The following is a 23,748-nucleotide window of genomic DNA, read 5'->3' on the forward strand; positions in this document are numbered from 1 at the left end:
TATGACACCTGATCAAAAATTTGCCCGCTACGTTAAAGTTTCGCTTGTTGGTTTTATTGTTGTCTTTTTTTATTATATTGTTGCCGATGTGTGGTTGCCGGTTACGCCACAAGCACGGGTTTATCATCCGGTTGTGCAAATATCACCGCAAATAAATGGCCGTGTTACCGATGTATTGATCAGTAATAACCAAGCGGTTAAAGCGGGTGATGTATTATTTGAGATAGATAAAAATACTTACCAACTAGCACTTGAGCAAGCACAGCTTGCCCTTGACGATGCTAAACTTCAAAATAAACGCCTTGATACCAATGTAAAAGCGCTTGAGGCACAAATAAGTGCAGCTAACGCTAAATTGCATGAGCAGCAGCTATTAAAAAAGCGTGGCGAAACGCTTTATAAACAAAACTCTATTTCGGAACAAGAGCTTGAAAGCATTCGTGCAAATTTTGCAGCAAGCCAATCTAATTTAGCCGCCTTTGAAGCACAGCTCGCTGAAGCAGTTTTAGCGCGTGGCGACTCGGGGCAAAATAATTTAGCATTGCGCCATGCGGCCAATCAGTTAGCGCAAGCCGAGCTTAACTTATCCTATACGCAAGTGCGTGCTTTAAGTGATGGTGTAGTGGCTAATTTACAGTTACTTGAGGGTTCCTATGCTGTTGCGGGTAAGCCATTACTTGCTATTGTGGCAAGAAAAGCAGATTTAGTGGCTGATTTTCGTGAAAAGTCACTATTAAATATGCAGCCAGGCAGTTTAGCAAAAGTAGTGTTTGACAGCCGACCAGGTGAAGTATTCGACGCTAAAATTGAAACCTTCGAAGCAGGTGTTAGTGACGGGCAACTTAGTGCGAATGGATTACTTAGCACCACCGAAACCAGCAACCGCTGGGTTCGTGACGCTCAGCGTCAACGTATTCATTTAGTGCTGCCAAATAACACTCAGCTTATAAATAATATGCCCAGTGGTGCGCGTGCCACTGTGCAGTTACTTCCACAATCGGCTATAGGTCAATGGTTGGGATCAGTACAGATCCGCTTTATTAGTTGGTTACATTACATTTATTAGTGGGGCGAGTAATGACACAACATGTTAGCCAAGCGCCACAACTCGATTCAAATGGCTTACGCCAAGCGCTGCGGATTGCCGGTGGTTGCACTATTGGTTTTACTTTGTGCAAGTTAATGAATTGGCCCAATGGAATATTTTTTACAGTTTACCCTATGTTATTACTCGGTTTAGTGCCAAGTATTAACAAAGGCGTGATCCGTCAATTTGTTGCCAGTGCTGCCTACAGTGCGTTTATAGTGCTTATTTTACAGGGCTTATTTTCACACTTGCCGGTGTTAATGACGCTCATTATTTTTGCCAGCTTTTGTATATTGTTTTACTTAATGAGCTCTGGTGGTGCGTTTTTATTTGGTGCGTTAGGTGCGGTGAGTTTATCGATTCAGTTGCACTTTGCCAGCCATGTTGATCAAGGAAGCAGCATTTACCCGCTTATTTTAAGTAATGGTATGGCTATTTTTATTACTATTATTATTGCGCTCTTGATGCATGGTTTGTTTCCTGATGTGACAGCGCGGCCCATGCGGGCTGTGCCACACAAGGATAAAGAAAGTATTCGTCACGAGGTGTTGCTATGCGCTAGCGTTGCGACTTTATCATTCGTGGTTTTTCAGGTACTTGACTTACAAGATTCAATTTCGGCGCAAGCGGCGTCTATTTTAATTTTGTTTTCGTTGTGTTTTAAGGCTGCGGGCACCGCAAGTTGGCAACGTATTATTGGTACACTGATAGGCTGTAATGCTGCCTTAGTTGCGCAATTGTTTTTGTATAACCATACTGACGTTTTGCTTTTTCCGGTGGCTATATTATGGATTTTGTCTTTTATATTCAGTCGTTTTCATATTTTAGGCGGTGGTCCACCGGGTGTTGGGTTTGGGGTATTAACCACGTTTGGCATTTTATTTGGTCAGTCGTTAGGCCCAGGGCAAGATTTAATATACAGCGCCATGTATCGATTTAGCTCGGTGGCTGTTGCAGTAACAGTAAGCTTAAGTGCAGTGTATGTAGTGCATCGAATCCTCAACCGATTTAGCGTCACCCGCCATCATACTTATGATTAAATTAAAGGCTGCATCCGCAGCCTTTTTATATACTTAACCACAGTACAGGTTACTAAAGTTATAGCTTAATATTACCGCGTAGGGCTTTGGTTTGGCCGTGTTTGGTTTTTTTGTCCATGCGTTTACGCTGTGAGTTACGGCTAGGTTTGGTAGCACGACGTGCTTTATTAACCTTAGTGGCGCTTAAAATTAAATCTTTTAGCCGTTTTAATGCATCTTCCCTGTTGAGCTCTTGGGTGCGATGGCTTTGCGCTTTAATAACCAATACCCCTTCTTTGGTGATCCTTGAATCTTTTAAAGCAAGTAATCGTTCTTTATAAAAGTCAGGTAATTTAGAGCGATTAATATCAAAGCGTAAATGTATAGCACTGGCTACTTTATTAACATTTTGCCCGCCTGCACCTTGTGAGCGAATAGCGCTGAGCTCTACTTCCCATTCATCTATGGTTACGGTATTTGAAATAGTTAACATAGTGCCCCGCTCTTTTTGCAAAAAATGTATTATATCATCAGTACATTGACTTGTGGTGAATCAAGCGGTCATTGCTATTTACAGTCTAATATTTGTTAAATAAACACATAAAAACTAATTTATTCTACACTTACTATATTGCTTTTTAATTCGCTTTAATTATATGAAAAAAATATCTATTTTAATGTTTTTGGTGTGTATGCTCGCTATTTCATATGCTGTTTATGCTAAATCATCACAAACATTTAGTGCTGGTGTAATTGCACAAGAACAAGTTTATCCAATCAAAGTATTAGCTTTGGGTGATTTTCAGCGTTGCTTTGTTGTTGCTGCGCAAAAAGAAGATGCTCTGTATTCTGCGTGTTATATCAAAAAGAGCGCGCAATCGATTTGGGTTGCTGAATCTGCGGGAGCGCGTTGTGAAATAAAATGTGAGTCGCATTTAAACCGTGATGGCAAAACACAGGTGCAGTACTTTACTACTGATTTATAGTAAAAATGCTGTGCCAAGGTTTCTTTATCGCGGTGGTGAGCCCTTTTATTTGTTTAATCACTTGCGTATCACAAGCTGTTTGCTTTGCATTATTAGGTCCTGACAGCATCAAATAGTGGGCTTTACCTTTTATTGCTCGTTCTGCTATGAACAGTGATGGGTTTTCCCTTAGTAGTTTTTTGTTAACGGATTTTTTAGAGGTATATGCACCATACTGGCAAAAATAAGTCTCAGTATTTTTGGTTTGCATATCGCTCCACTCCCCTATTTTTCGCCACTGTGGTGAGGCATATCGCCTTGCATCAACCATAAAGCTACCATGAAGCGCTGGTATTGAATAAACATCATTAATGGTTTGTTGTGCTTTAGCTGCATTGTTATATGGGCCTGCAACGAGGTAATAGCTATCACGACGTTCATGCTTATATAACTGCAAAGCATAGGCTGCTTTATCAATTTTATTCGCAACAGTAAGTGCCGATTGAAACTTTTTGAATACGCCTAATTGCACAAAATAAGGTGTTTGTTGGTTTGATTCAGCCGCTATTGTAGCTTGTTCAGTTAAGGTATCAGCGTTATTTGTGTATACAATAATATCTTGCAATATTATGGTATCGCCGCTTTTTTCAGTGATGACCTGCTCAGGAAGATTTTTTATAGTTATGTTTTCTGAGAGTTGCTCATTTTTTTCTATTTCAAGTATATAATTTCCTTGAGAAACATTGGGGAAATAATAATAACCATCATATTCAGTGACCGTTGAATAATGCTTTTCGCCGTCTTTTTCTTTAAGTACAACCGTCAGTCCTGCGATAGGTTTACTCTTTTCATTGCTCGATAGATAAATAGTCCCCTCAACCTCGTTGTAGACCACTAAAGGAATATTTACTTTGGTTTGTCCGCCTCTATGAGCCAATGTTTTAATTTTTCCTAAAGAGGGCTGCAAGTAAGGATTAGACAACGAGCGTAAATTAACATCTAAAACCTGGCCACCGTAACTGCTTGGTAGCAAGACCTTTCCGTCATTATTGGTGTATTTATCTCGCCATAGGTAGTTGCCAGTAAAATTAACGTCTTGAATTGGCTCATCGCCTTGGTCAAAGATTTCATTTTCATTCCAATCTATGAACGAACTAACTTCTATTTGCCCGGAATTTAATGAGCGAGGAGTGTCAAAGTTAAAGTCTGCTTCTAAATGATCAAAACTAAATGTGCCATTTAAACCTAAAGATAAGCGCCAATCTCCTTGATTATCAACTTGCCCTGATACTTGTATATTAAATATCTCATGGCGGTAAGTATATTGATGATTTAAAAGCGTACTTGCCGCAGAGTTAGACTGATACGTCAGCTGGGTTTGATTAAAGGTACTTTGTGTTTGTGGCCAGCGTAAACTACTTCTCAAACGAGTGAGTTCTGCGCCATTATTAGCCTGCCAATCTAAGGTGTTGGTCCATTTCCAAGAGGCAATATCTATTGAAGAATAAAGCCGGTTTATTAGGTTATTGGTATCGTCATCATAAAATAGTTGGCTTGACCATGTTCCTGCGACATAACTTTTATTGATGCCTAATGAGAACCGATTTTTAGTGTTAGTATTTTTACGTACTTCATTGTTCCACCTCATATTCCAGTTAAGGGAGTTAAAAAAATCAGTGCGGCCATTGAGGCTCAGTGACAGCCTATTTTTGAGTGAGTTCTCTTTTGCTACAAATAAAGCGCTAGAAAAGTTATTAAGGGCACTGTATTCAACATTAACATTGATATCGTTATAAAGTTTATTAGAAAGTAGGCCTCTAAAACCGGCAAAATAAGCATAGCCAGCATCGAGTTGTTTTGTGGCTAAAAAACGGTAACTGCCGTGATCTGTAAGTGTGTTTAGCCCAGATGATAGGTAGCTGCTGTTATTTTGTTCAGTTTGCAAATGAGTAATTTGAGCGTCATAAGTAATAAACTCACTAATGCCATAAGAGAGATTACTTTTAAAGGCATTACTCATCGCCGTTGAGGAGTTACTGGATTGATTAAAAACGCTTTTATCTGTTTCTAAAAACTCCACCTGATAGCTTATTTTTCCGGGCGATAGTGCGTCTTGCCCTATTGTATATTTTTGAGTGCGTGTAATTTGCTCACCCTGTGAGCCAAAAAGTTTAATTTCAAAGATATTGTTGCCGTAAAAAGTTTCAACATCGGTAAATCGAACCAAATTTTCGTCGTTAGCTTGAGTCGTGGCAATAAATTGGCCATTTCGATGCAGCTCTGCTTGCCAGCCCGGTAGTGCCGGTTCTTCAATGGTGATAGTTGAAAAATTTTGTGCCGAATGCGGGTTAGCATTTGAAATATAAAATCCCCGGCCTTGGTTTGAGCTAGTAATAAGCTGATCTGACTGAGATTGAATATCTCCCAATTGGTAGTGAATGCGTGCCAGTGAGTGATCTTGTTCACTTAAGTTAAAGTCTTTAGTTATTTTTAAAAAGGTATTAGCGGTGTTTTCGTTTTTGTTGAATCGTAGTTCAGCTCGATGATGAAATAAGTCAAAGTAGCTATTAAGTCTGAGTAGTCCCTTATAACGATTATTAGACGATTTATAGCTTGCTGATAGCGAATATTCAGACACGGGGTAGGTTAGCGCTTGGTATTGGTCGTCTATAAAGTGGTCGTATTGCAGTGCTTTGGACTTAATTTTTTTTGTAATACCACTCGTTACTTGGTTGTTATTATAAGTAAGCAAGTTACTAGAAAATGAAACCTGCATCAGTGAGTAATCAAAGCGCGAGTCGGTATTTAAAAGTGTATTTATAACAGATAAATCAACATAGTGGTCGTAGTCATCGACAGCCCACAATGAAACATTTTCTGAGGGGGCTAAAGTTGAGGAAAGCTCAGCATTCAGCACCTGCTCACTTGAGTCAACGTTAGCAGACAGTGTATTTTGTGACACGTTTAAGCTAATTCCCATGGTCGATTTCAGGCCGCTTATGGGAAGTAGCAACTTATTTGATTTTGAGTAGTAAGCTTCTAAGTCGGAGACAACTGAGCGCCCATTTACCCTGACATTTATAATCACAAAAGACTCCTCATCAATAGGCCATTGATAAAGAGTCGGTAACTGCTTTGCGATGATTGCTTTGGGTACAATTAACAGTAATGTACAAAGTAACAAGCGAGCCGTTATACCATAGTATAAGGCATTAATGTGTAGCATTTGTTATTTGATATTAATAGGGATCGCTAACTCGATTTTACCGCCGTAAAGCTCGTTTTCTTTGTAATTGAGTGTCACAGGCCCTGTCACAGGGGCTTGTAAAGTGATGTATACCTTGCGACGTGATAAAGGGGTATAAACGGCCACATTGGCTATTTCACCAATCATTACATTATTCTCATCGACTAATTCAAAGTTTCCATACACAGAGCGATTCCCTGTGAGTGTTTGCCAAAATGTTAGAGTCGGACGCCCATTTTGAGTAATTAATTGCGGGTTTATTAATTCTGAGTCAGCCTCTAATTGGCCATGACGAACAATAACAGGCACGCTGTAAGCAACTTTAGGTCTAATGCTTATTCCATCAATGTCGGGGTTTTGTGACTCAGAGGCTATGATTTTAAGCACCGCCCTATATTCGCCTACAGCAAGCTCAGCTTTTTTGCGAACGGTCATTCTGATAGCTTGCATCCCTTTTGGGGCAATAGTGCCGCGACGTGGAGAAAACCGTAGCATGTTTTTGGCAGAGCGTCCTTCAACTTGTTGCGGAGTAACATCTATAAGTGCTCCTTCTTCGGTCATATCTTTATGGGTAACAACAAGTTTAAAATCGAGATTTTTATTAGAGGTATTTCTGATAAGTAGTGAATTATTTTTAGTACGTCCATCAAAGTATAAACGGTATTCAGACAGCGCAAGGTTGGCACTACAAATTTCAGGTAGTAAAAGAGTTAGGCAAAGGGCGGCCCAACAAAAAAGTTTAAGAATCATGGGACAACTCAACAACATGATAATAAAAAGTGGAGCGCGTTGCTCCACACATTTTATTTTTAATGCGCAATTGCGCAAAAAAATAAACTGAGGCTAACTAAGTAAGTTAGCCTCAGCTTTCATAGTCTTATTGGAAAGACACATCTACAGTGTAATCTACAGTGTAAGCAGCGCCCGCTGTCAGTGTAGAATCAACTGTCATATCACCATATACACTAACAGTAATATCGGTTGCACTTGCATCAGTAGTGAAAGCAGACGCAACATTGTCAGCAGTTGTTACACTGGTTGTGCCATCTGTAGCCGTTGTTACTGGAACAAAAGTTAAGTTAGTGCCTGTGCTTCCAGATACAGTAATATTCATTGCTGAATTTGGCGCTAAACCAGATACAGTAATTCCACCTAATTGAATGTTTGCATCTGACGCATCACAGTCACCCGATACAGCGCCTGCATTATCCATCGTACAGGTTGAGCTTGTAGATAAGCGAATTTTACCAAAGTGCAGTGGGCTATCTTCTGCAAAAGTAGGCTCAGTCCAACCATTTACACTTGCTTGAAATGTTTGGTTAGATGCAAGTAAAGAAGTTGATGAAATTGCTAGCAAAGCGGAAGCAGCAAAGATTTTTTTATTCATAGTTTTTCCATTTTTAAAAATTATTATTTTTTTACTTCCGTGCAAATTAGTTTTGAGGGTTATCTCAGTCCATTGTTTCGGATTTAAACACAATTGTTATCAAAATGAAATCTTTTGTTAACATTAAGGCTTTTTAAAAGAGATAATTAGTATGAAGTTATTAATTTTGACCAGCAAAATGCAACAAGAAAAATAGCACCGATGTTAATTATTTTTTAACGCTAGAGGGAGTTATTTTAAGGCATAGTCAAAGCGACTTAATTGATGTTGAGCCTATATGAATGTTTATAAACTATTTTTAATCTTTCATAACCACTTTGTAGTTTTTTATGGCAGTCGCTCTGTGCTTAAGCGGTGAAATAAAGTGACTGCAACATCTATGCGAAATGTTTATTTTTTGAGCATAATTTACGCGTTGTATCTCTATTGTTACCTTCCCAGTTAAAATCATTACGGATTAAACTGCATTTATCAAAGATCAGATTTTTACTAACATGTCGGTTTAAAAGTATAAAATTTAATTTTCCAAGCCTGTTTTTTCATCGTTTTGATTGTTTTTTAGCTTTCTTTGGTAATAAGTTAGTAAAAAATCGGTTTATGCCAGCGGTATTTTATGCCTTGTTGGTAAAATACTGATCCAGTGTTATTTGAGAGAAATTTATAGCTTAAAAGGTCTCTAATTATTAGCTTCTTATATCAAAATTACCTGTTAAGGCTATGGAAAAACTTATTAAATACAGTGCTTTATTTAACTTTTAATTTCATACACGGACGTGTGTTTACTGTGTCTTTATGTATTTAGCCGGTAACAGCAACGCATCCAGAGCAAGCATTCACTTAGATAGGTTATTTTATAGCTGACTTTTAATCTTTATATAGATCACTATTTAACTAACTCAATTAAATGCCTATTGCTGCATTCAAATACAAATAAGAATTACTATCTTTTGTATTTGTTGGCGTTATAATATCGCCATCTTTTTTTAGCTATGTTTAAAAGGAATTTGCAGTTTATGCAGGCCTCCAACCGTCTTTTAGACTTTCCCAAACCCGTTTTTTCTATGTTATGGCAATTTATGCAGCGCTTTAGCTATGAATTAGCGGTTTTATCGCGTTTTTTTATTGCTATTGTTGGCGGGTATTTTTTTACAGCCGTTAGTGTGTCGCTATTAAGTGCAGTAGTGCCTGTGCCTAAAGTTGACGCGGTTTTGCTTAGTGTGTCTGCGAGTATTTTAATTTATGCCCTAGTGTTTATTTATAGCTTTTATATTCATTCATTAAAAACTGTTTGGATCAGTATTTTACTAAGTATTGCAGCGCAACTTGTCGTGTTATCGCTATTGAAGGGATGGTTATGAAAGGGAGTTTTTTTCGTTCAATGACGTGGTTACATACATGGGTGGGTTTGCTCGTGTGTTGGTTACTGTATTTAATATTTTTTGCAGGCACTATTAGCTTTTTTAGAGATGAAGTGAGCTTATGGAATCAGCCAAGTGTCCATAATATTGAGCAGCAGGCAGATCGTATTGGCGCGCAAAAACAACAAATCGTGTCGGGTGTTGAGTATTTATATGCGCAAGCACCTAATGCGCCTAATTGGCGTATAACGCTTCCTGAGGAGCGTATACCTTATTTAACGTATGGTTATGCAAAACCAAAAGAGCCTGGACAACGCAGAGCGCAGTTTGAAAATGCCCGTTTAAATCCAAATACCATGCAGCCTTTAGCACCCTTTGTAGATACTCGAGGGGGTAATTTCTTTTATCGCCTGCATTTTGATTTGCATTATATTGATGTAAAAACGGCGCGTTGGATTGTCTGCTTTGCTAGTTTATTTATGCTCATTGCGTTGATATCTGGCGTCGTTATTCACAAACGTATTTTTAAAGATATGTTTGTTTTTAGAGCTAATAAAGGCAGCCGTAGCTGGTTAGATGTGCATAATTTAAGTTCGGTATTTGCCTTACCGTTTCATTTAATGATTACTTATACGGGCATTATTACCCTGATATTTATGATTTTCCCCTACCCCGCGCAAACCGTTTATGAGGATGGAATACGAGGCTTTTTTAATGATGTTTCGCCAAGTAGTTCTGCAACAGAGTCGTTGCAAGGCACTGCACCGTTAGTGCCTATCAATACTGTTTTGGATCAGGTTTATACTAAGTGGCCAGAGGCTGATATAACTCGGGTGATTATAAATAAGCCGAATAAGGCCGCTGCGACTATTATGGTTTTGGTCAGTCCTGGAAAAACATTAAGGGATCAAGCACCGCGTTTGATATTTAGTGGAGCGAGTGGTGAGCTTGTTGCTCAAACTGATGATGAACTCACCGGCAGTAAAGCGCTGTATGAGTCACTAAATTCAATGCATACTGGGCGTTTAGCAGAGCCATTATTACGTGTTTTATACTTTTTAGGCGGCATTGCTGGCTGCATAATGATAGCCACGGGCTGTATTATGTGGGCGAAGCGTATTCGGGAGCGAATGAAAAAAAATGCTCAGCCATCATGGGGTTTAAAACTCGTCGAAGCGCTTAATTTAGGAACTTTAATGGGGTTACCCTTGGCAACGTCTGCGTTCTTTTTAGCAAACCGATTAATCAGCACACGCGCAATGGAGCGCGCGGATAAAGAGATACTTGCCTTCTTTTTAACTTGGCTGTGTGTACTTATTATCGCTTTTGTAAAGCGTGACAAGTTGCAGTGGTGTGTTATGGCTGCCATAAACAGCATTGCTTGTTTTAGTGTGCCTGTGGTTAATGCGCTAACAACACAAGGGAATATAATCAGTTATTTACGTAATGAACAGTGGGCTTTATTTATGTTTGATAGTCTCTTTTTACTGTTTGGTTTGCTGTTTTTGTTACAAACCGAAAAATTACGTACTACGCTGCAAGCTAAAAAACCTAGTCCGATAAACACTCAGGAGCAAAAAGTATGATGGCATTGCTCCCTTTTAGTTTATGTTTGGTGGCTTTTAACTGCTTTGCACTGGCTAAGTTTAATCATTTCAAGGATGTTTTTAACAAGCGCCCTACTGATCAGCAGCGTTTAATTTTATTGAGTGTTGCTTGGATCAGTATTTTACTAAGTTTACTGCTTTGTGTTAGCGAATTACACGGCTATGGCGCTCTACAGTTTTGCGGGTTTATGTCGTTAAGTGCTTTAATTATAATGATTTTTTATAGTTTTTTAGTCAATTTAACTAAGCTTTTTAACTTGCTTGTATTATTGATATTAGCCACGAGTACGTTATTTTTTGGTTTAAATGGGCTTTAGTTAGTAAAAACCTGATCCCAAAGAATAGGCTAAATTGAGGTAAAAAAATGGCAAGCCATCAGGCTTGCCAATAAAAAAGGGGGATTGTCATTATGTCTTGTACTTGCCTGTCTCTTTGCAAGTGAGGCTAATATAGCCCCTCTTTATTTAGTTTACCTTACAGTAAGGTGAACGTTTTATTACAACCTAGGGGCATGTAAACCCCCTTTACAGCGATTTTTGATTTACCCAAATAATCTCATCTGTTGCAAAACCAAGCGTTTTTACTTGGCTTAAAAAGTGCTGCTTGAGCTCTTTACTCACTGTAGGTGTTCTCGATAAAAACCATAAGTAATCTTTGCTATAACTGGTAATAAAGGCATATTGATAATCAGGTTGGTCGAGCTCAAAAATAATATAGGCACCATAAAACGGGCCAAAAAATGACACTTTAAAATGCCCTGTATCGGCGTTTTCTACAAATTTAGCTAAGCCTTCAGCTTCGTCCCATTTTTGTTCTTTACTAATAAACCCTTTGTTTAATATCTTTACCGTTCCATCATCGTTAATTGAATAAGTGGCTGTTACTTGCTCCATTCCTTGTTCAAAAGAGTGGTCTAATCGTGCTATTTCATACCACTTGCCTTGGTATTTCTCTAAATCAAAGTTTTTAACAGGGGTTATTCCTTCGGGTGCGCTGGTACAGGCACTGAGTAAAAACACGGTGGTAATAAATAATGCGGTTTTAAAAGCGAGTTTCATGTTGTTTCCTTTTCTTTAGAAATTGCTATAGGATCGCCTTAATACTAAAGCAATTTAAAGAACTTAGCATGAAAATTTGGGTTGATGCTGACGCTTGTCCGGTGGTAATAAAAGAAATTTTATTTAGAGCCGCAGAGCGTACGCAAACAGAAACTATACTGGTTGCAAATCATGCCATGCGAATCCCACCGTCAAAATTTATTAGCCGACTACAAGTGTCATCGGGCTTTGATGTGGCTGATGATGAAATAGTAAAACGGATTGAAAAAGGCGATTTAGTGATCACAGGAGATATTCCACTGGCAAGTGAAGTGATTGATAATGGCGGCCAAGCACTTAATCCGCGCGGTGAGCTTTACACCACTGAAAACATTCGTTCATTACTAAATGTACGCGATTTTATGGATACTATGCGCTCAAGTGGTGTAGAAATGAGTGGTGGGCCGCCTCCATTAAGCCAAAGTGACAGACAAAACTTTGCTAACAATCTTGATCGTATTTTAGCGCAAAATAAGAGCAATTAAGGTGAGCAGCCAGTTAATAGGGTTAGGTGATGACTCATTCAGTGTTGCTGTGTATGTAGCAAAAGCGCCCCCTATGCCTTACTTTGAAACACTTGCGCAGCTAGAGCCAGTAGTTAGTGGGCAAATAAATAGCATAAACCAGCACTGTGGCAATGGCTGGCGAAAAGTTTTTAATGTGTACGCCAAAGTGTTATTTACGCTGCCAAGCGAGTATTACTCATTTGCTAAACAAGCAGTGAGTTGGCAAGCATATCGAGATGAGCTGTTGTTACAGCAGCATAGCGGGACTGCATTACTCTTTAGTGCGCCGGTGCTTACTGAGCATAAAAATCAATTGCACATTATAGCTGGGCGAACTCACGCTAAAAACTTGATACAACAAGGTAAGTTAAACGCCCAACTTGATTGGCTTGATGATGAGTTTGCTATAGATAAAAGCCAGAATATTATTGTATGCCCCTATTTTGATTATAGGCAGCTGAGTAATATTAAAATTGCCCGTTTGAGTGAATTAGTGGCTCAGTTGCGAATAATCTAAGCCACTTTCGTTTTTTAGGTAAGTGTTACGCTCAGTGTGTTAGCGCTATCAACTAGCATGAGCGAGCCCAAAATAAATAGGATGCAGGCCGATGCACGGCCAAATTTTAGTGAGAGCGCCGGATTATTGCTGAGGATTTTTCTGGCACTTACCCCTATTAACCAATATACCAGCGCACAGCCAACTAAATGAATAATGCTAAGTACCAGCAATTGTTCAGTAATAGAAAATGACAGTGTTGGTAAAACAAACTGCGGCAATAAGGCTAAAAATAACAGCATCACTTTGGGATTCAAGCCACTAATTATAAAGCCCTTTCTCATCCACTTTAGAGGCGTGTCTGAGGTGTGTTCTTGGCCATCGTTATAGGCTGCAGGCATTGGAGGAAATCGGTACAGTGATACGGCAATCCAAATTATGTACAAAGCACCAAATAAGGTTAACAGCTTTATAAACATGGCATGCGATGCTAATAACGCGCCTAACCCTATCACCACAATCAAACTAGCCATTAAATGCCCAAGTATTAACCCCGCTACTGCAGGAATGATTTTATCACCCGCTATACCTGCACTGATTGTATAAGCCCAATCGGCACCGGGGGTAAGTACAAACAAGATTGATACCAGCCAAAAAGAAAAAATAATATTAATATCCATACATATCCATGCACTAAAACCCAAAATAAGTGAGCTGCTATTTTATTTCTTTCTGATGAGTAAAAGTTACTGTATTTTACTGATATAAGCGTTCATTTTAGGAAATAATCAACTATGGATACCATAGATAGGAAAATTCTTGCTGAGTTGCAAGTTGATGGCAGGCTCACCCTCTCTGAATTGGCTGATCGTGTTGGGTTAAGCGTGTCACCTTGTCATCGTCGTGTAAAAGAGCTTGAGAAAAGCAAAGCAATTGTTGGCTACAGAACTGAAATATCACCTGAAAAAGTGGGTTTAAACTTTTCTGCGTTAGTATTTATTACTATTAAAGAAGGTGATAAAGCGTCGTTAAGCAAATTAGAGCAAGCAGTCGATGCTATCCCTCAGATCACCAATGCACAACGCTTATTTGGCACCCCTGATTACCTGTTACATGTTGTAACTAAAGATTTAGCCGCGTTTCAGCAACTCTACGATGACAAGCTATCAGCCTTACCGGGTGTACAACGTTTAACCTCAACCATTGTGATGAAAGATATTGTAAGAGCGCGTAACTTGCACTTTTAACAGGTTATGTTTTACACGAAGTTTAAAAAGTTAAACCGATGACGCTGCAAAGCCTATGGCAGCGGGCTTTGCCTAAATAGGTAAAAATAAAGTGTAAATAAAGCTTGTTATAAAGTGTATTGCTGTTATTCTGCTTGCCATCGGGTTGATAGAAAGCCCTGTTTATTTGTAAGTACCTCGTTGTTATTAGTAATAATCCTTCGCGATATCCTCAAGTTAAATGTTTGTTTTCTTCCTGTTAAACGCCTATTTTAAGGCAAATTTTTTATTATTTTTTTAGGATATTATTATGTCTAATACAACTACTGGTACAGTAAAATTTTTCAATGAAGCAAAAGGTTTTGGTTTTATTGAGCAAGAATCTGGCGCTGACGTTTTCGCACATTTCAGTGCTATCTCTGGCGACGGTTTCAAAACATTAGCCGAAGGCCAAAAAGTACAGTTTACTGTAACGCAAGGTCAAAAAGGCCCGCAAGCTGAAAACATCGTTTGCATCTAAATAGTTTTAATTGATGGGTTAGTGTTAACCCATCAATATTTATAAGTTTGAAAGAAGTTTTGTTTTATTTGTTAGTACCCCGTTGTTTTAGTAATAATCCTACGCGATATCCTCAAGTTAACTATTTTTTCGGCTCAATCGCCTCTTTTCAGGCACACTTTAATTAATTTTTAGGATACATATTATGTCTAATACAACTACTGGTTCAGTAAAATGGTTTAACGAAGCAAAAGGTTTTGGTTTTATCGAGCAAGAATCTGGCGCAGACGTTTTCGCACATTTCAGTGCTATCTCTGGCGACGGTTTTAAAACGCTAGCTGAAGGCCAACGTGTACAGTTTACTGTTACTCAAGGTCAAAAAGGCCCGCAAGCTGAAAACATCGTTTGCATCTAATTATAGAGGGAGTGGGCTTTAAAGCGCACTCACTCCGCTTAAACTAGTGTTAAGCAATAAAGCTAATATCATTATGATATTAGCTTTTTTTTTGACAAAAATTTATACAACGTAACCGCTAAAGCCAAGTGCTTTAAAATAAAGCTTTGGAATACCAAATCCACATTCATTCAGTAGTTCACTAAAGCGCATACGATCTAGGGGGTAAAACTCTCTTTCGAGGTTATGCCCCATTTGAGTTTTGCCAGCTTCAGTTAAGCCTAATTGAGCACAGGTGTTTAATTGTGACTCACGCTCAAATGTTGTTTCTGGGCGCATTAAATCAGCAATGTAAAGATTCGCTCCTTTTTTAAGGTTAGTTTTAATGCTTTTAAGAATTTGTTTTTTGTCGCCGTTATCTTCTACAAAATGCATCACCAGTAAACATAATACGGCGTCTGCTTTCGCTTTTACTTTATCAACTGGGCTACATTCAATAGTGACACGGCTATCAATACCTTGCTCTGCAAAGCGCTGTTTTGCAATATCGAGCATATCACTGGAGGTGTCTTGGGCAGTAAACTGCCATTTAGGATTTATTTGTGCTAATGCTAATACTTCCTTACCTGTGCCGGCACCAATCACTAAAATGTGTGCATCGTCGCTTAACGTGGTTTGCAGTTGTGCATTGGTTAGTTGATGAAGTAGCTCATAGCCTGGGACTAAACGGGTAATGCGGTTATCATATTCTTGTGCTTCTTCGCCTTTGAAAGTGGGCATGCTGTCTCCTTAAATTACGTTTATGGTGGAGTATCCACCCGGTTTTTTAGCGACATGAATTTGCGTAGCAACGCGTTCGCTCATTTCACTTACATGTGAAATTACACCGACCTTTCTACCTTGCGCTTGCAATGAATCTAGCGCGTCCATGGCAATACTGAGTGTTTCACTATCTAGTGTTCCAAAGCCCTCGTCAACAAATAACGAGTTAATTTGCACTTTGTTCGAAGATAGTGAGGCAAGTCCAAGTGCTAATGCCAACGACACTAAAAACGATTCACCGCCAGATAGCGTATTGACCGAGCGTTGTTCATCGGCCATATCGCGGTCGATAATGGCTATATCAAGTGACTCAGCAATTGCAGTGAGCTCATAACGCTTGTTAAGGGTTTTTAAATGGCTATTAGCATAATGCAGCAATATTTTGAGTGTTTGTGTTTGCGCTAAATTACGCATTGTTTTCCCTGTGGCATCACCTAGTACTTTATTAAGTAAATGCCATTGGTCGACCTGTTGCTTGAGCTGGCTCAGTTCAGCTTGTTTGCCCTCAAGCGCTTTTGCATTTTGGTTGTGCTGCTCAATCGCGGTGTTGATGGTGAGTAAGCTATTTTGCAATTGTGTTTGCTGGGTATTTAAGTGGTTTTGTTGCTCAATTAGCTGTGCTTCGCTTTGCGTTGGCTGATTATTTTGTTGATGCTGTTCATTAGCTTGTTGCTGTTGCTTTAACGCGGCACTGGCATCAACGACTGCTTGCGATAGTTGCTCGCCTTGTTTTAACTGAGTTTTAATATCGTCGTTGCTGATAGTTAGTAAAAATGTGACTTGTTCATGACTGATATCGCCATGAAGGGTGTTAAATTCTTTAAACCAGTCGTTGTAACGCGTTTCAAGCATCATTAACTCTTGGTGGTTATCTGCCAGACGATGCTCAAGGTTTTTAAGCGTAATGGCGTGTTCATCGCGTTGTTTTACGGCGCTGTCATGTGCCTGCTGGCTGGCACTTAATTGGTTTTGGCAGTGCTCTAGCTTTGCTGACAGTTTAGCTTGGTAGTCATCGGCGCTAATAGTTTGGTTATCAAACAAGGCTAAGCGCTGTTGCTGCGTATTATTGTGCTGTTGCTGTGTTTGAGTTAATTCTTCATTGAGCGTGTTAACTCGCTGCTCTGCTTTGGTTATAAGCGGTGTTAGTTGTTGTAACTGTACATTGGCGCTGTCGAATTGTTTTTGACTTTGTTCAAGCTGTGCTTGGATTTGCTGATATTGTTCTACCTGCTGAGCTAAATCGCTAAGCGGTAACGAGCCTGCTTGCAATGCGTGCCAAAAATCACTGTGTTCAAAATGTAAATTGAGCTCTTTTATAAGCGCTTCGATTTGAGTTGCTAGTTCATCGCATTTGTTATTAAGCTGAGATTGCTGATTGCTCAGCTCAACATGCTGTGTATTTAATTGTTGCTGTGTCGCTTGTTCTTTTTTAACTGTGCTTTGCAACTGGTTAACAGTTTCTTGCAAATTACTGAGCTGTTTTTGCGCCGAAAAATACTGTGTTTTTTGTGCACTTAATTGCTTATAAGTTTCATCAAGCTGCTCAACTGTTAACTCATTAAGCTCGGTTTTAGCCGCTTGCATGGTATTTTTAATTTCCAGCATTTTGGCTTGTGCATCACTAATGGCTTGGCTGTACTGAGCATGCTCTGCCACCAAAACCGCGTGTTGTGTTTGGTGCTGATGAAGCTGTGTTTGAGCATCTTGGTGTTGCTGCTTTTCGTTATTATATGCATTTTCAAAGTCGGTTATTAGGTTTGTAAAAGGTTGGCTTTGATTGCTCGCGAACGGGTGCTCTGTAGCCCCACAAACGGCACACGACTCATTTGGAACCAGTTGTGCACGTAAATGCTCAACATGCTCACTGGCACGAAGCCTCGCTTGATTAAGCGCTTGCTCTGCGTGTTTAAGTGCCTGCTCTTTGCTGGTTAAATGCGTAAGCAGCGTAGTTTTAGAGTGTTCACTGTGGCTGAGCTTTTCTGCCACATCACGTTGCTGTTGCACCGTGTGTTTTAACTCTTGGTTAAACTGCTTATAGCGTGTGCGCTGATCTTTTAAATAATCAATGTTTTTAAGCTTACTGTCGCATTGTTCAATATTAAATTGAGCGTGCTGCTGGTTTAGCTTATTTAGGCTTTGCTGCTGCGTTGTAAGCGTTTGCTCTGCTTGTTCGAGTTGTTTATTTTGCTCGCTAAGTTTTGCTGTGAGTATTGTTTGTTGCTCTGCGTGAGCCTGAGCTTGCTGCTGGGTTGTTTTTAGTTGTGTCTGAGTATTAAAAAACTGCTTAAAGCTATGATGAAAATAGTTCCAATCAGTTGCCAATGGCTTTAATTGACTCTGCTCGTTCAACCAGTGCTGATGCCCTGTGATTTGAGTTGTGGCTTGCTCTGCGCTTATTTTGTTTTGTTGTAGCTGCTGTTGTAAATCACTTAATTGTTGCTGCTCTTTGGCACTTTGTTGAGTCAGACTTTTTATAGTTTGGTTATATATTGCTAATTGGCTGTCGAGCTCTCGCGCTTTTGCAATCAGAGGCTCTGCTGTTAGCTTTTGTTGTTTTGCTGTATCTAATTCGTTTTGCTGTTTTTTAATGTTACTGGCTTGCTCGGTGATCAGCGCGTTGTGATCAAGCTCGTTTAATTGTTTTATTTGTGTATTTAACTGGCTATTTTGCGCTGTTAAGCTTTCACAGCGCTGGCGGTTATCTTTAATTTCAAGCGCACTTTGCGCTTGTTTTGCTTGCTCAGTTTGCGCTTTAACAGCATTGAGTGCGGCATGTGCTTGTTGCTCGCTTTGCTGAGCATTTTTTAATGTCAGCTCTAAGCTATGTGCTTGCTTATACCAATTAACGCCTTGCTCTGTCGTTGCTAAAGTTGTTTTAGTGTGTTCAATTTGTTGTTTTAAATCAGCCAGCGTTTGTTGTTTTTCACTCAGCTCATCGTCAGACAATAACGTATAACTGGCTAAACTTGCCGTTAGTAATTCAAATTTATCTTTAATAGCTTTGTTGCGCTCAAATATACGCTGCCCTATTCGACTAAATTTATCGGTGCCAGTCAGGCACTCTAAAAGCTGCGCGCGCTCATCGCCAGTGGCTTTTAAAAAGGCGGCAAACTCATGTTGTGCTAGTAACACCGCACGCGAGAACTGCTCAAAGGTCAAACCTATTTTATTTTCTATGGCTTTTAAGGTGCCACTTTTGTCAGCAATTAAGGTTTCATCGGGTAGGCTATGTAAAGTATGTTCGGCCACTTTAAGTTTGCCGGTTACTTTTTTATGCGTACGTTGAATACTATAACGAGCTCTGTAAAGCTGTTGGTCTTGGCCACTAAAATCTACTTCGGCGTACCCTTCCCATTTGCCACGGCGCAATAAATTGCGGGCATCGTTAAGCTTAATGTTATCGCCATTAAAATCAATTAGGTTACCTTTATCGCCTTTCAAACGCGCAGTTTTAGTATAAAGTGCTAAGCAGATAGCATCGAGTACGGTGCTTTTTCCTGCGCCGGTATCACCTGTAATGGCAAAGAGGCCTGCGTCTTTGAGTGGTGAGGCTAAAAAGTCGATTTCGGCATCGGCAATAGAGGCTAAATTATGAATACGAACAGCCGTTATTTTCATAGCAGTTGCTCCTGTTCAAGTTCTTCAATTACGTCGGTTAACAGTGCTTTTAATTCATTGGGCACGGTCGCTGCGGCCATATCTTTATCATTATTAAATGCTTGTTCGAGTAAGCTAATTGGGTTGAGCATTTCCACAAAACTTAAATCTTCAAATACCGTTTCTGAGGAATTACTCATTTGCTGGTCACGAACTCGCTCTATGCCACAAAAATTAACCTGTTTTCCTTTAAGTGCTTGCTCGATTTGTTCTCGAAAGGTGGTATCGATATCACTTGATTTAAGTTTTACTCGCAAGTAAGGAGCAATGTCGTATTGCTCTGTATCGAGTGCTTTTATTTGCTCACACAGCTGCGCTAAAGGCACACATTCTCCTTCAGGAAGTACAATTACTTCAGCTAAGCGCGGAATGTAAAGGGGGTTTACAGTGGTGTTTAACGGTTGGTTTTTTTGCTCGCTAAATTCAACCATATTTACTTGATGGGTATACTTTCTTTCTGAAAACGACATTGGAATAGGCGTGCCGCTGTAACGTATTTGCTCATTTTTAGCTACTAGTTGTGCTTTATGTAAGTGGCCTAGTGCGACGTAATTGGCTTGCTTACCAAATACCGACGCTGAAATAGCTTCTTCACCGCCAATGACCAAATTACGTTCAGAGTCACCGGAAATATTACCGCCTTTTGCATGCAAATGACCCATAACAATTAAAGGCGTATTTTCAGCGTTAAGTGTTAGCGCATGTTCAAGAGCAAGTTCATAGGCTTTTGCAACGCCCTGTGCGTAACTGGGGCCATTTTCGGTTTGGCTAAGCGTGCTTATGTCACTGGTGCGTAAAAAAGGCATAGCGAGTACCACAGCGCGTTTATCATCGTTATTAATCGTTATTACAACGTCACTGGGTTTAGCAGGATCAAACCGCCCTACCACATGAGTATCAAACTGGGCTAATAAGGGCTGTGCAGCCAAAATACGATTAGCGGAGTCATGATTACCCGCAATAATAACAACGTGTAATTGTGGGCACTGGGCTTTGGCGTTTTTTATAAATTGATAGAGTTGGTTTTCGGCGTTAGCACTCGGTGTGGCAGTATGATAAATGTCACCTGCAACAAGCAATAAATCGATTTGTTGGTTAACAAGGGTGGTTAACAGCCAAGAGAAAAAAGCATGGTGTTCATGACGGCGATCATGTTCATAAAATTGCTGACCTAGGTGCCAGTCTGAAGTGTGAAGAACTTTCATTTTGCGCTCTTAAAAAACCATAAGAGCGCCAATATACCCAACGCAATTAAAGATGCAAGTATCGCTTTAGGTTAAACTATACCAAGCTATAAAAATAACGGGCAAAGCAGCGAGCGCGATTGTTAAAGGCCACTTTAATGCTTTGGCTTTTTTAGCTTGTAATACTTGCAGTGCATTAGTTTCATTACAAGCAGCGACTTTATCAATATACAGATAACCCGAGTTTATATACTGCTTACAATTTTGCACGTCTGCTGGTATTGCAATTAGTTTTTGCTGCTTTTTTAGGACATAAAAATCCATAAACTCACCACACTTGTTACGACTAGTTAGAACAAAAAATATTTGAGAGAAACGCTAAAAAAATGCTCTCAAATTAAAAAAGTGGGCGATTCTAATTACAAACCATAGTAAAGATCAACCTAAAACTGCGTTATTTAGCTTTTTTAATGAAAATAGCTGTGTTTTTTGCTTTTATCTCTAATTTTAGTGATAGCCAGTGTGTTTTGTAAACCCCCTTTACAGTTTTGTTTGGCGTATTAATTGCCTTTGTTTTTTTATTCAATTTCTGACGAAATGTCCGTTCTTTTTTGTTGTATAAAACGCTATTTATTGTATTTACAAAAAGGTGGGGAATATCACCCTATAAAAGCAGGGTTTTATCGCTATTTTATTGAAGCTAAGCTGTAAATTTGTCACAGTAGCGTTACTAAAATCGATCAGGATTAACAATGAAGAAAAATTTATTTACACTGAGCGCGTTTGTATTGCCTTTGGCAATGGCAAGCTCTGTGCTTGCCTCATCTGTTGAGCAAACTAAAGGCAGCTATGTTGATAAGTTTCGTCAACTAGATGAAGCTTTACCTACGCCTAACGTTTACCGCAGTGCAGCTGGTGCCCCTGCTGAAAATTATTGGCAACAACGCGTTGATTACGATATTGATGTAAAGCTTGATGAGCAAAAGCGTCGCTTAACGGGGAGTCAAACAATTGAATATAAAAATAACTCTCCGCATACATTAAAGTATTTATGGCTTCAGCTTGATCAAAATATTTTTAAAAATGACTCAATTGCAGAAACCACGCAAACATTTAAAAGTACCCTACAAAACGAACCAGATGCAAAACCAGCTAAGTTAAGCTTAGGTGATTTACGTCGTCAGCAATTTATGGACGATAATGAACTGGGTTACACCATTAGCAATGTTAAAGATGAAGATGGTAAAGCGCTGCGCGTGACTGTGGTTGATACCTTAATGCGCATTGATTTAAATACCCCACTTAAACCCGGTAAGGATGTTGAGTTTAGTATGGACTTTGCGTTTAACCTCGTTGAAGAAGACGCGGTAGGCGCACGTGCAGGTTACGAGCATTTTGAAGAAGACGGTAACGATATTTTCTTGGTTGCACAGTGGTTTCCTCGCTTAGCGGCTTACACCGATTACGAAGCATGGACAAACAAACCGTTTTTAGGCAGTGGTGAGTTCACTTTAGAGTTTGGTGACTACGATGTTGAAATTACGGTTCCTGCGGATCATATTGTATCGGCAACTGGTAAGCTTGATAACCCAAGCTCGGTATTGACCAGCACTCAGCGCAAGCGTTTAAAAGAAGCTGAAACAGCAAAACGCCCTGTGTTTGTTGTTACCGAAGAAGAAGCGCTCGAAAACGAAAAAGCCGGTACAGACAAAACAAAAACATGGCATTTTAAAGCAGAAAATGTTCGCGACTTTGCTTGGGCATCATCACGTAAATTTATGTGGGATGCTAAAGGTTACCAGCAAGGTGGTGATGAACAACCACTCGTTATGGCGATGTCGTTCTTCCCTAAAGAAGGTGGCGACTTATGGAAGAAATACTCAACTGAAGCGGTTGTACACACGATGGAAGTGTATTCACAGTATTCATTTGATTACCCATACCCAACTGCGCAGTCAGTTAATGGCCCTGTAGGGGGTATGGAATACCCAATGATCACTTTTAATGGCCCACGTACAGATTTACAAGACGATGGTACACGCACTTACTCTCAAGCAGAAAAACGCTTTTTAATTGGTGTTGTTATTCATGAAGTGGGTCATATCTACTTTCCAATGATTGTAAATTCAGATGAGCGCCAATGGACTTGGATGGATGAAGGCTTAAATAGCTTTTTAGACGGTGTTGCTGGGCGTGAATGGGATCCAACGATTCCATGGGGCGTTGAACCACGTGACATTGTTGCTTACATGAAGTCAGAGACTCAAGTGCCTATCATGACGCAATCAGACAGCGTGCTACGTTTAGGCCCTAATGCCTATACTAAACCTGCTGCGGCATTAAATATTTTACGTGAAGTGATTTTAGGGCGTGAATTATTTGATTTTGCCTTTAAAGAGTACGCTCAGCGCTGGAAGTATAAACGCCCTACTCCCGCTGATTTTTTCCGTACTATGGAAGAAGCCTCAGGTGTTGATTTAGATTGGTTTTGGCGTGGTTGGTTCTACACCACAGACCATGTTGATATCTCGCTTGATAAAGTATATCAATTACGTTTAGACACCAAAAATCCAGATATTGACTTTAAACGTTTACGTGATATTGAAGCTGATAAGCCAAGTTCATTATTTGTTGAGCGTAATCGCGCTGAAGGTAAAAAAACGTGGGTTGAACAAAATCCAGATGTGACAGACTTTTATGACGAAAACGATCGCTTTACCGTTACAAACAAAGAGCGTAATACGTACAACAAGTTTTTAAAAGGCTTAAAGCCGTGGGAGCGTAAAACACTTGATCGCGCGCTTGAAGAAGACAAAAACTACTACGTGATGGAGTTTTCAAACCTCGGTGGCTTAGTGATGCCAATTCTTTTAGAGCTAACGTATGAAGATGGCACTAAAGAGGAACGTTATATTCCTGCAGAAATTTGGCGTCGTAATCACAAAAACGTACAAAAGCTGATTATTACCGACAAAAACAAACCGCTTACCTCAGTAACGGTTGATCCAGGCTGGGAAACAGCGGATGTTGATGTAGAAAATAACCACTACCCACGTCGTATTATTCCTTCGCGTATTGAAGTGTATAAACGTGAAAAGAGCAAGGCAAAAGTAAGCCGTGATATTATGCAAGATATCAAAACAGAGCTGAAAAAAGACGAGCCAAAAGACGAAAAAAATAACGACGAGGACCAATAA

Annotated in this window: 22 protein-coding genes; 12 read left to right on the forward strand and 10 right to left on the reverse strand. The window is 39.6% G+C overall.

The features are described from left to right. Position 1: 1 nt before the first annotated feature. A complete protein-coding gene (locus tag KK487_RS16825; RefSeq protein WP_036955517.1) occupies positions 2–1,066 on the forward strand; it encodes an HlyD family secretion protein in 1,065 nt (354 codons plus the stop codon). Between the two features lie 11 nt (positions 1,067–1,077). Then, on the forward strand, positions 1,078–2,127 hold the full coding sequence (locus tag KK487_RS16830; RefSeq protein ID WP_013462802.1) for a DUF2955 domain-containing protein: 1,050 nt from the start codon (positions 1,078–1,080) through the stop codon (positions 2,125–2,127). A 58-nt stretch (positions 2,128–2,185) separates the two neighbouring features. Here KK487_RS16830 and arfB read toward each other — a convergent pair whose 3' ends face one another. Beyond that, the gene (gene arfB / locus KK487_RS16835) at positions 2,186–2,599 is read right to left on the reverse strand and encodes an alternative ribosome rescue aminoacyl-tRNA hydrolase ArfB (protein WP_028834645.1); all 414 of its coding nucleotides are present in this window, start codon (positions 2,597–2,599) and stop codon (positions 2,186–2,188) included. A 163-nt stretch (positions 2,600–2,762) separates the two neighbouring features. Here arfB and KK487_RS16840 point away from each other — a divergent pair, with 163 nt between their 5' ends. Then, positions 2,763–3,092, forward strand: coding sequence for a hypothetical protein (locus tag KK487_RS16840; RefSeq protein WP_215522219.1), 330 nt, complete (start codon positions 2,763–2,765; stop codon positions 3,090–3,092). Here the strand turns inward: KK487_RS16840 and KK487_RS16845 are convergent. The 3 genes from KK487_RS16845 to KK487_RS16855 all read right to left on the reverse strand — a co-directional run bounded on the left by KK487_RS16845 (position 3,079) and on the right by KK487_RS16855 (position 7,705). Next, the gene (locus tag KK487_RS16845) at positions 3,079–6,297 is read right to left on the reverse strand and encodes an SdrD B-like domain-containing protein (protein WP_036955513.1); all 3,219 of its coding nucleotides are present in this window, start codon (positions 6,295–6,297) and stop codon (positions 3,079–3,081) included. The genes KK487_RS16840 and KK487_RS16845 overlap by 14 nt on opposite strands. A 3-nt stretch (positions 6,298–6,300) precedes the next feature. Continuing rightward, a complete protein-coding gene (locus KK487_RS16850; RefSeq protein WP_232311369.1) occupies positions 6,301–7,068 on the reverse strand; it encodes a fimbrial biogenesis chaperone in 768 nt (255 codons plus the stop codon). A 127-nt stretch (positions 7,069–7,195) separates the two neighbouring features. After that, the gene (locus KK487_RS16855; protein WP_036955510.1) at positions 7,196–7,705 is read right to left on the reverse strand and encodes a hypothetical protein; all 510 of its coding nucleotides are present in this window, start codon (positions 7,703–7,705) and stop codon (positions 7,196–7,198) included. A gap of 1,013 nt (positions 7,706–8,718) precedes the next feature. Between KK487_RS16855 and KK487_RS16860 the strand changes: the two genes are divergently transcribed. The 3 genes from KK487_RS16860 to KK487_RS16870 are packed head-to-tail and all read left to right on the forward strand — an operon-like array spanning position 8,719 to position 10,987. After that, positions 8,719–9,063, forward strand: coding sequence for a hypothetical protein (locus KK487_RS16860; RefSeq protein WP_033103215.1), 345 nt, complete (start codon positions 8,719–8,721; stop codon positions 9,061–9,063). Beyond that, positions 9,060–10,649 (forward strand): PepSY-associated TM helix domain-containing protein, encoded by a 1,590-nt coding sequence (locus KK487_RS16865; RefSeq protein ID WP_036955507.1) that lies wholly within the window; start codon positions 9,060–9,062, stop codon positions 10,647–10,649. The genes KK487_RS16860 and KK487_RS16865 overlap by 4 nt, the downstream gene beginning before the upstream one ends. Then, on the forward strand, positions 10,646–10,987 hold the full coding sequence (locus KK487_RS16870) for a DUF3325 domain-containing protein (RefSeq protein WP_016899981.1): 342 nt from the start codon (positions 10,646–10,648) through the stop codon (positions 10,985–10,987). The genes KK487_RS16865 and KK487_RS16870 overlap by 4 nt, the downstream gene beginning before the upstream one ends. 207 nt (positions 10,988–11,194) lie before the next feature. Here the strand turns inward: KK487_RS16870 and KK487_RS16875 are convergent, their stop codons facing one another. Further along, positions 11,195–11,728 carry a lipocalin family protein gene (locus tag KK487_RS16875; RefSeq protein WP_036955505.1) on the reverse strand — a complete coding sequence of 178 codons (534 nt, stop codon included), beginning with the start codon at positions 11,726–11,728 and terminating at the stop codon, positions 11,195–11,197. Positions 11,729–11,796: 68 nt separating this feature from the next. Between KK487_RS16875 and KK487_RS16880 the strand changes: the two genes are divergently transcribed. Both KK487_RS16880 and KK487_RS16885 read left to right on the forward strand, forming a co-directional pair. Further along, complete coding sequence (locus tag KK487_RS16880) at positions 11,797–12,252, forward strand: YaiI/YqxD family protein (RefSeq protein WP_028834651.1); 456 nt, start codon at positions 11,797–11,799, stop codon at positions 12,250–12,252. A gap of 1 nt (position 12,253) precedes the next feature. After that, positions 12,254–12,790, forward strand: coding sequence for a DUF6942 family protein (locus tag KK487_RS16885; protein WP_036955502.1), 537 nt, complete (start codon positions 12,254–12,256; stop codon positions 12,788–12,790). A gap of 14 nt (positions 12,791–12,804) precedes the next feature. Here KK487_RS16885 and KK487_RS16890 read toward each other — a convergent pair whose 3' ends face one another. Next, positions 12,805–13,449 (reverse strand): LysE family translocator, encoded by a 645-nt coding sequence (locus KK487_RS16890; protein WP_036955500.1) that lies wholly within the window; start codon positions 13,447–13,449, stop codon positions 12,805–12,807. A gap of 114 nt (positions 13,450–13,563) precedes the next feature. Here KK487_RS16890 and KK487_RS16895 point away from each other — a divergent pair, with 114 nt between their 5' ends. From KK487_RS16895 to KK487_RS16905, 3 genes are all read left to right on the forward strand, one after another. Continuing rightward, a complete protein-coding gene (locus KK487_RS16895) occupies positions 13,564–14,016 on the forward strand; it encodes an Lrp/AsnC family transcriptional regulator (RefSeq protein WP_013462814.1) in 453 nt (150 codons plus the stop codon). 289 nt (positions 14,017–14,305) lie between these two features. After that, positions 14,306–14,515 (forward strand): cold-shock protein, encoded by a 210-nt coding sequence (locus KK487_RS16900; protein WP_008463923.1) that lies wholly within the window; start codon positions 14,306–14,308, stop codon positions 14,513–14,515. 184 nt (positions 14,516–14,699) lie between these two features. After that, the gene (locus tag KK487_RS16905; protein ID WP_007377377.1) at positions 14,700–14,909 is read left to right on the forward strand and encodes a cold-shock protein; all 210 of its coding nucleotides are present in this window, start codon (positions 14,700–14,702) and stop codon (positions 14,907–14,909) included. 102 nt (positions 14,910–15,011) lie between these two features. On the opposite strand, the gene KK487_RS16910 is transcribed toward KK487_RS16905, so the two are convergent. From KK487_RS16910 to KK487_RS16925, 4 genes are all read right to left on the reverse strand, one after another. Then, positions 15,012–15,668 (reverse strand): class I SAM-dependent methyltransferase, encoded by a 657-nt coding sequence (locus KK487_RS16910; RefSeq protein WP_016899984.1) that lies wholly within the window; start codon positions 15,666–15,668, stop codon positions 15,012–15,014. 9 nt (positions 15,669–15,677) lie between these two features. Further along, the gene (locus KK487_RS16915; RefSeq protein ID WP_215522220.1) at positions 15,678–19,328 is read right to left on the reverse strand and encodes an SbcC/MukB-like Walker B domain-containing protein; all 3,651 of its coding nucleotides are present in this window, start codon (positions 19,326–19,328) and stop codon (positions 15,678–15,680) included. Beyond that, positions 19,325–20,572 (reverse strand): exonuclease SbcCD subunit D, encoded by a 1,248-nt coding sequence (locus tag KK487_RS16920; RefSeq protein ID WP_215522221.1) that lies wholly within the window; start codon positions 20,570–20,572, stop codon positions 19,325–19,327. The genes KK487_RS16915 and KK487_RS16920 overlap by 4 nt, the downstream gene beginning before the upstream one ends. A 66-nt stretch (positions 20,573–20,638) precedes the next feature. After that, positions 20,639–20,875, reverse strand: a complete 237-nt coding sequence (locus KK487_RS16925; protein WP_215522222.1) for a hypothetical protein — start codon at positions 20,873–20,875, stop codon at positions 20,639–20,641. Between the two features lie 428 nt (positions 20,876–21,303). Between KK487_RS16925 and KK487_RS16930 the strand changes: the two genes are divergently transcribed. Next, positions 21,304–23,748, forward strand: coding sequence for a M1 family metallopeptidase (locus KK487_RS16930; protein ID WP_033103223.1), 2,445 nt, complete (start codon positions 21,304–21,306; stop codon positions 23,746–23,748).

It is taken from the genome of Pseudoalteromonas sp. SiA1 (genome assembly GCF_018732205.1).
Lineage (GTDB): Bacteria > Pseudomonadota > Gammaproteobacteria > Enterobacterales > Alteromonadaceae > Pseudoalteromonas > Pseudoalteromonas tetraodonis.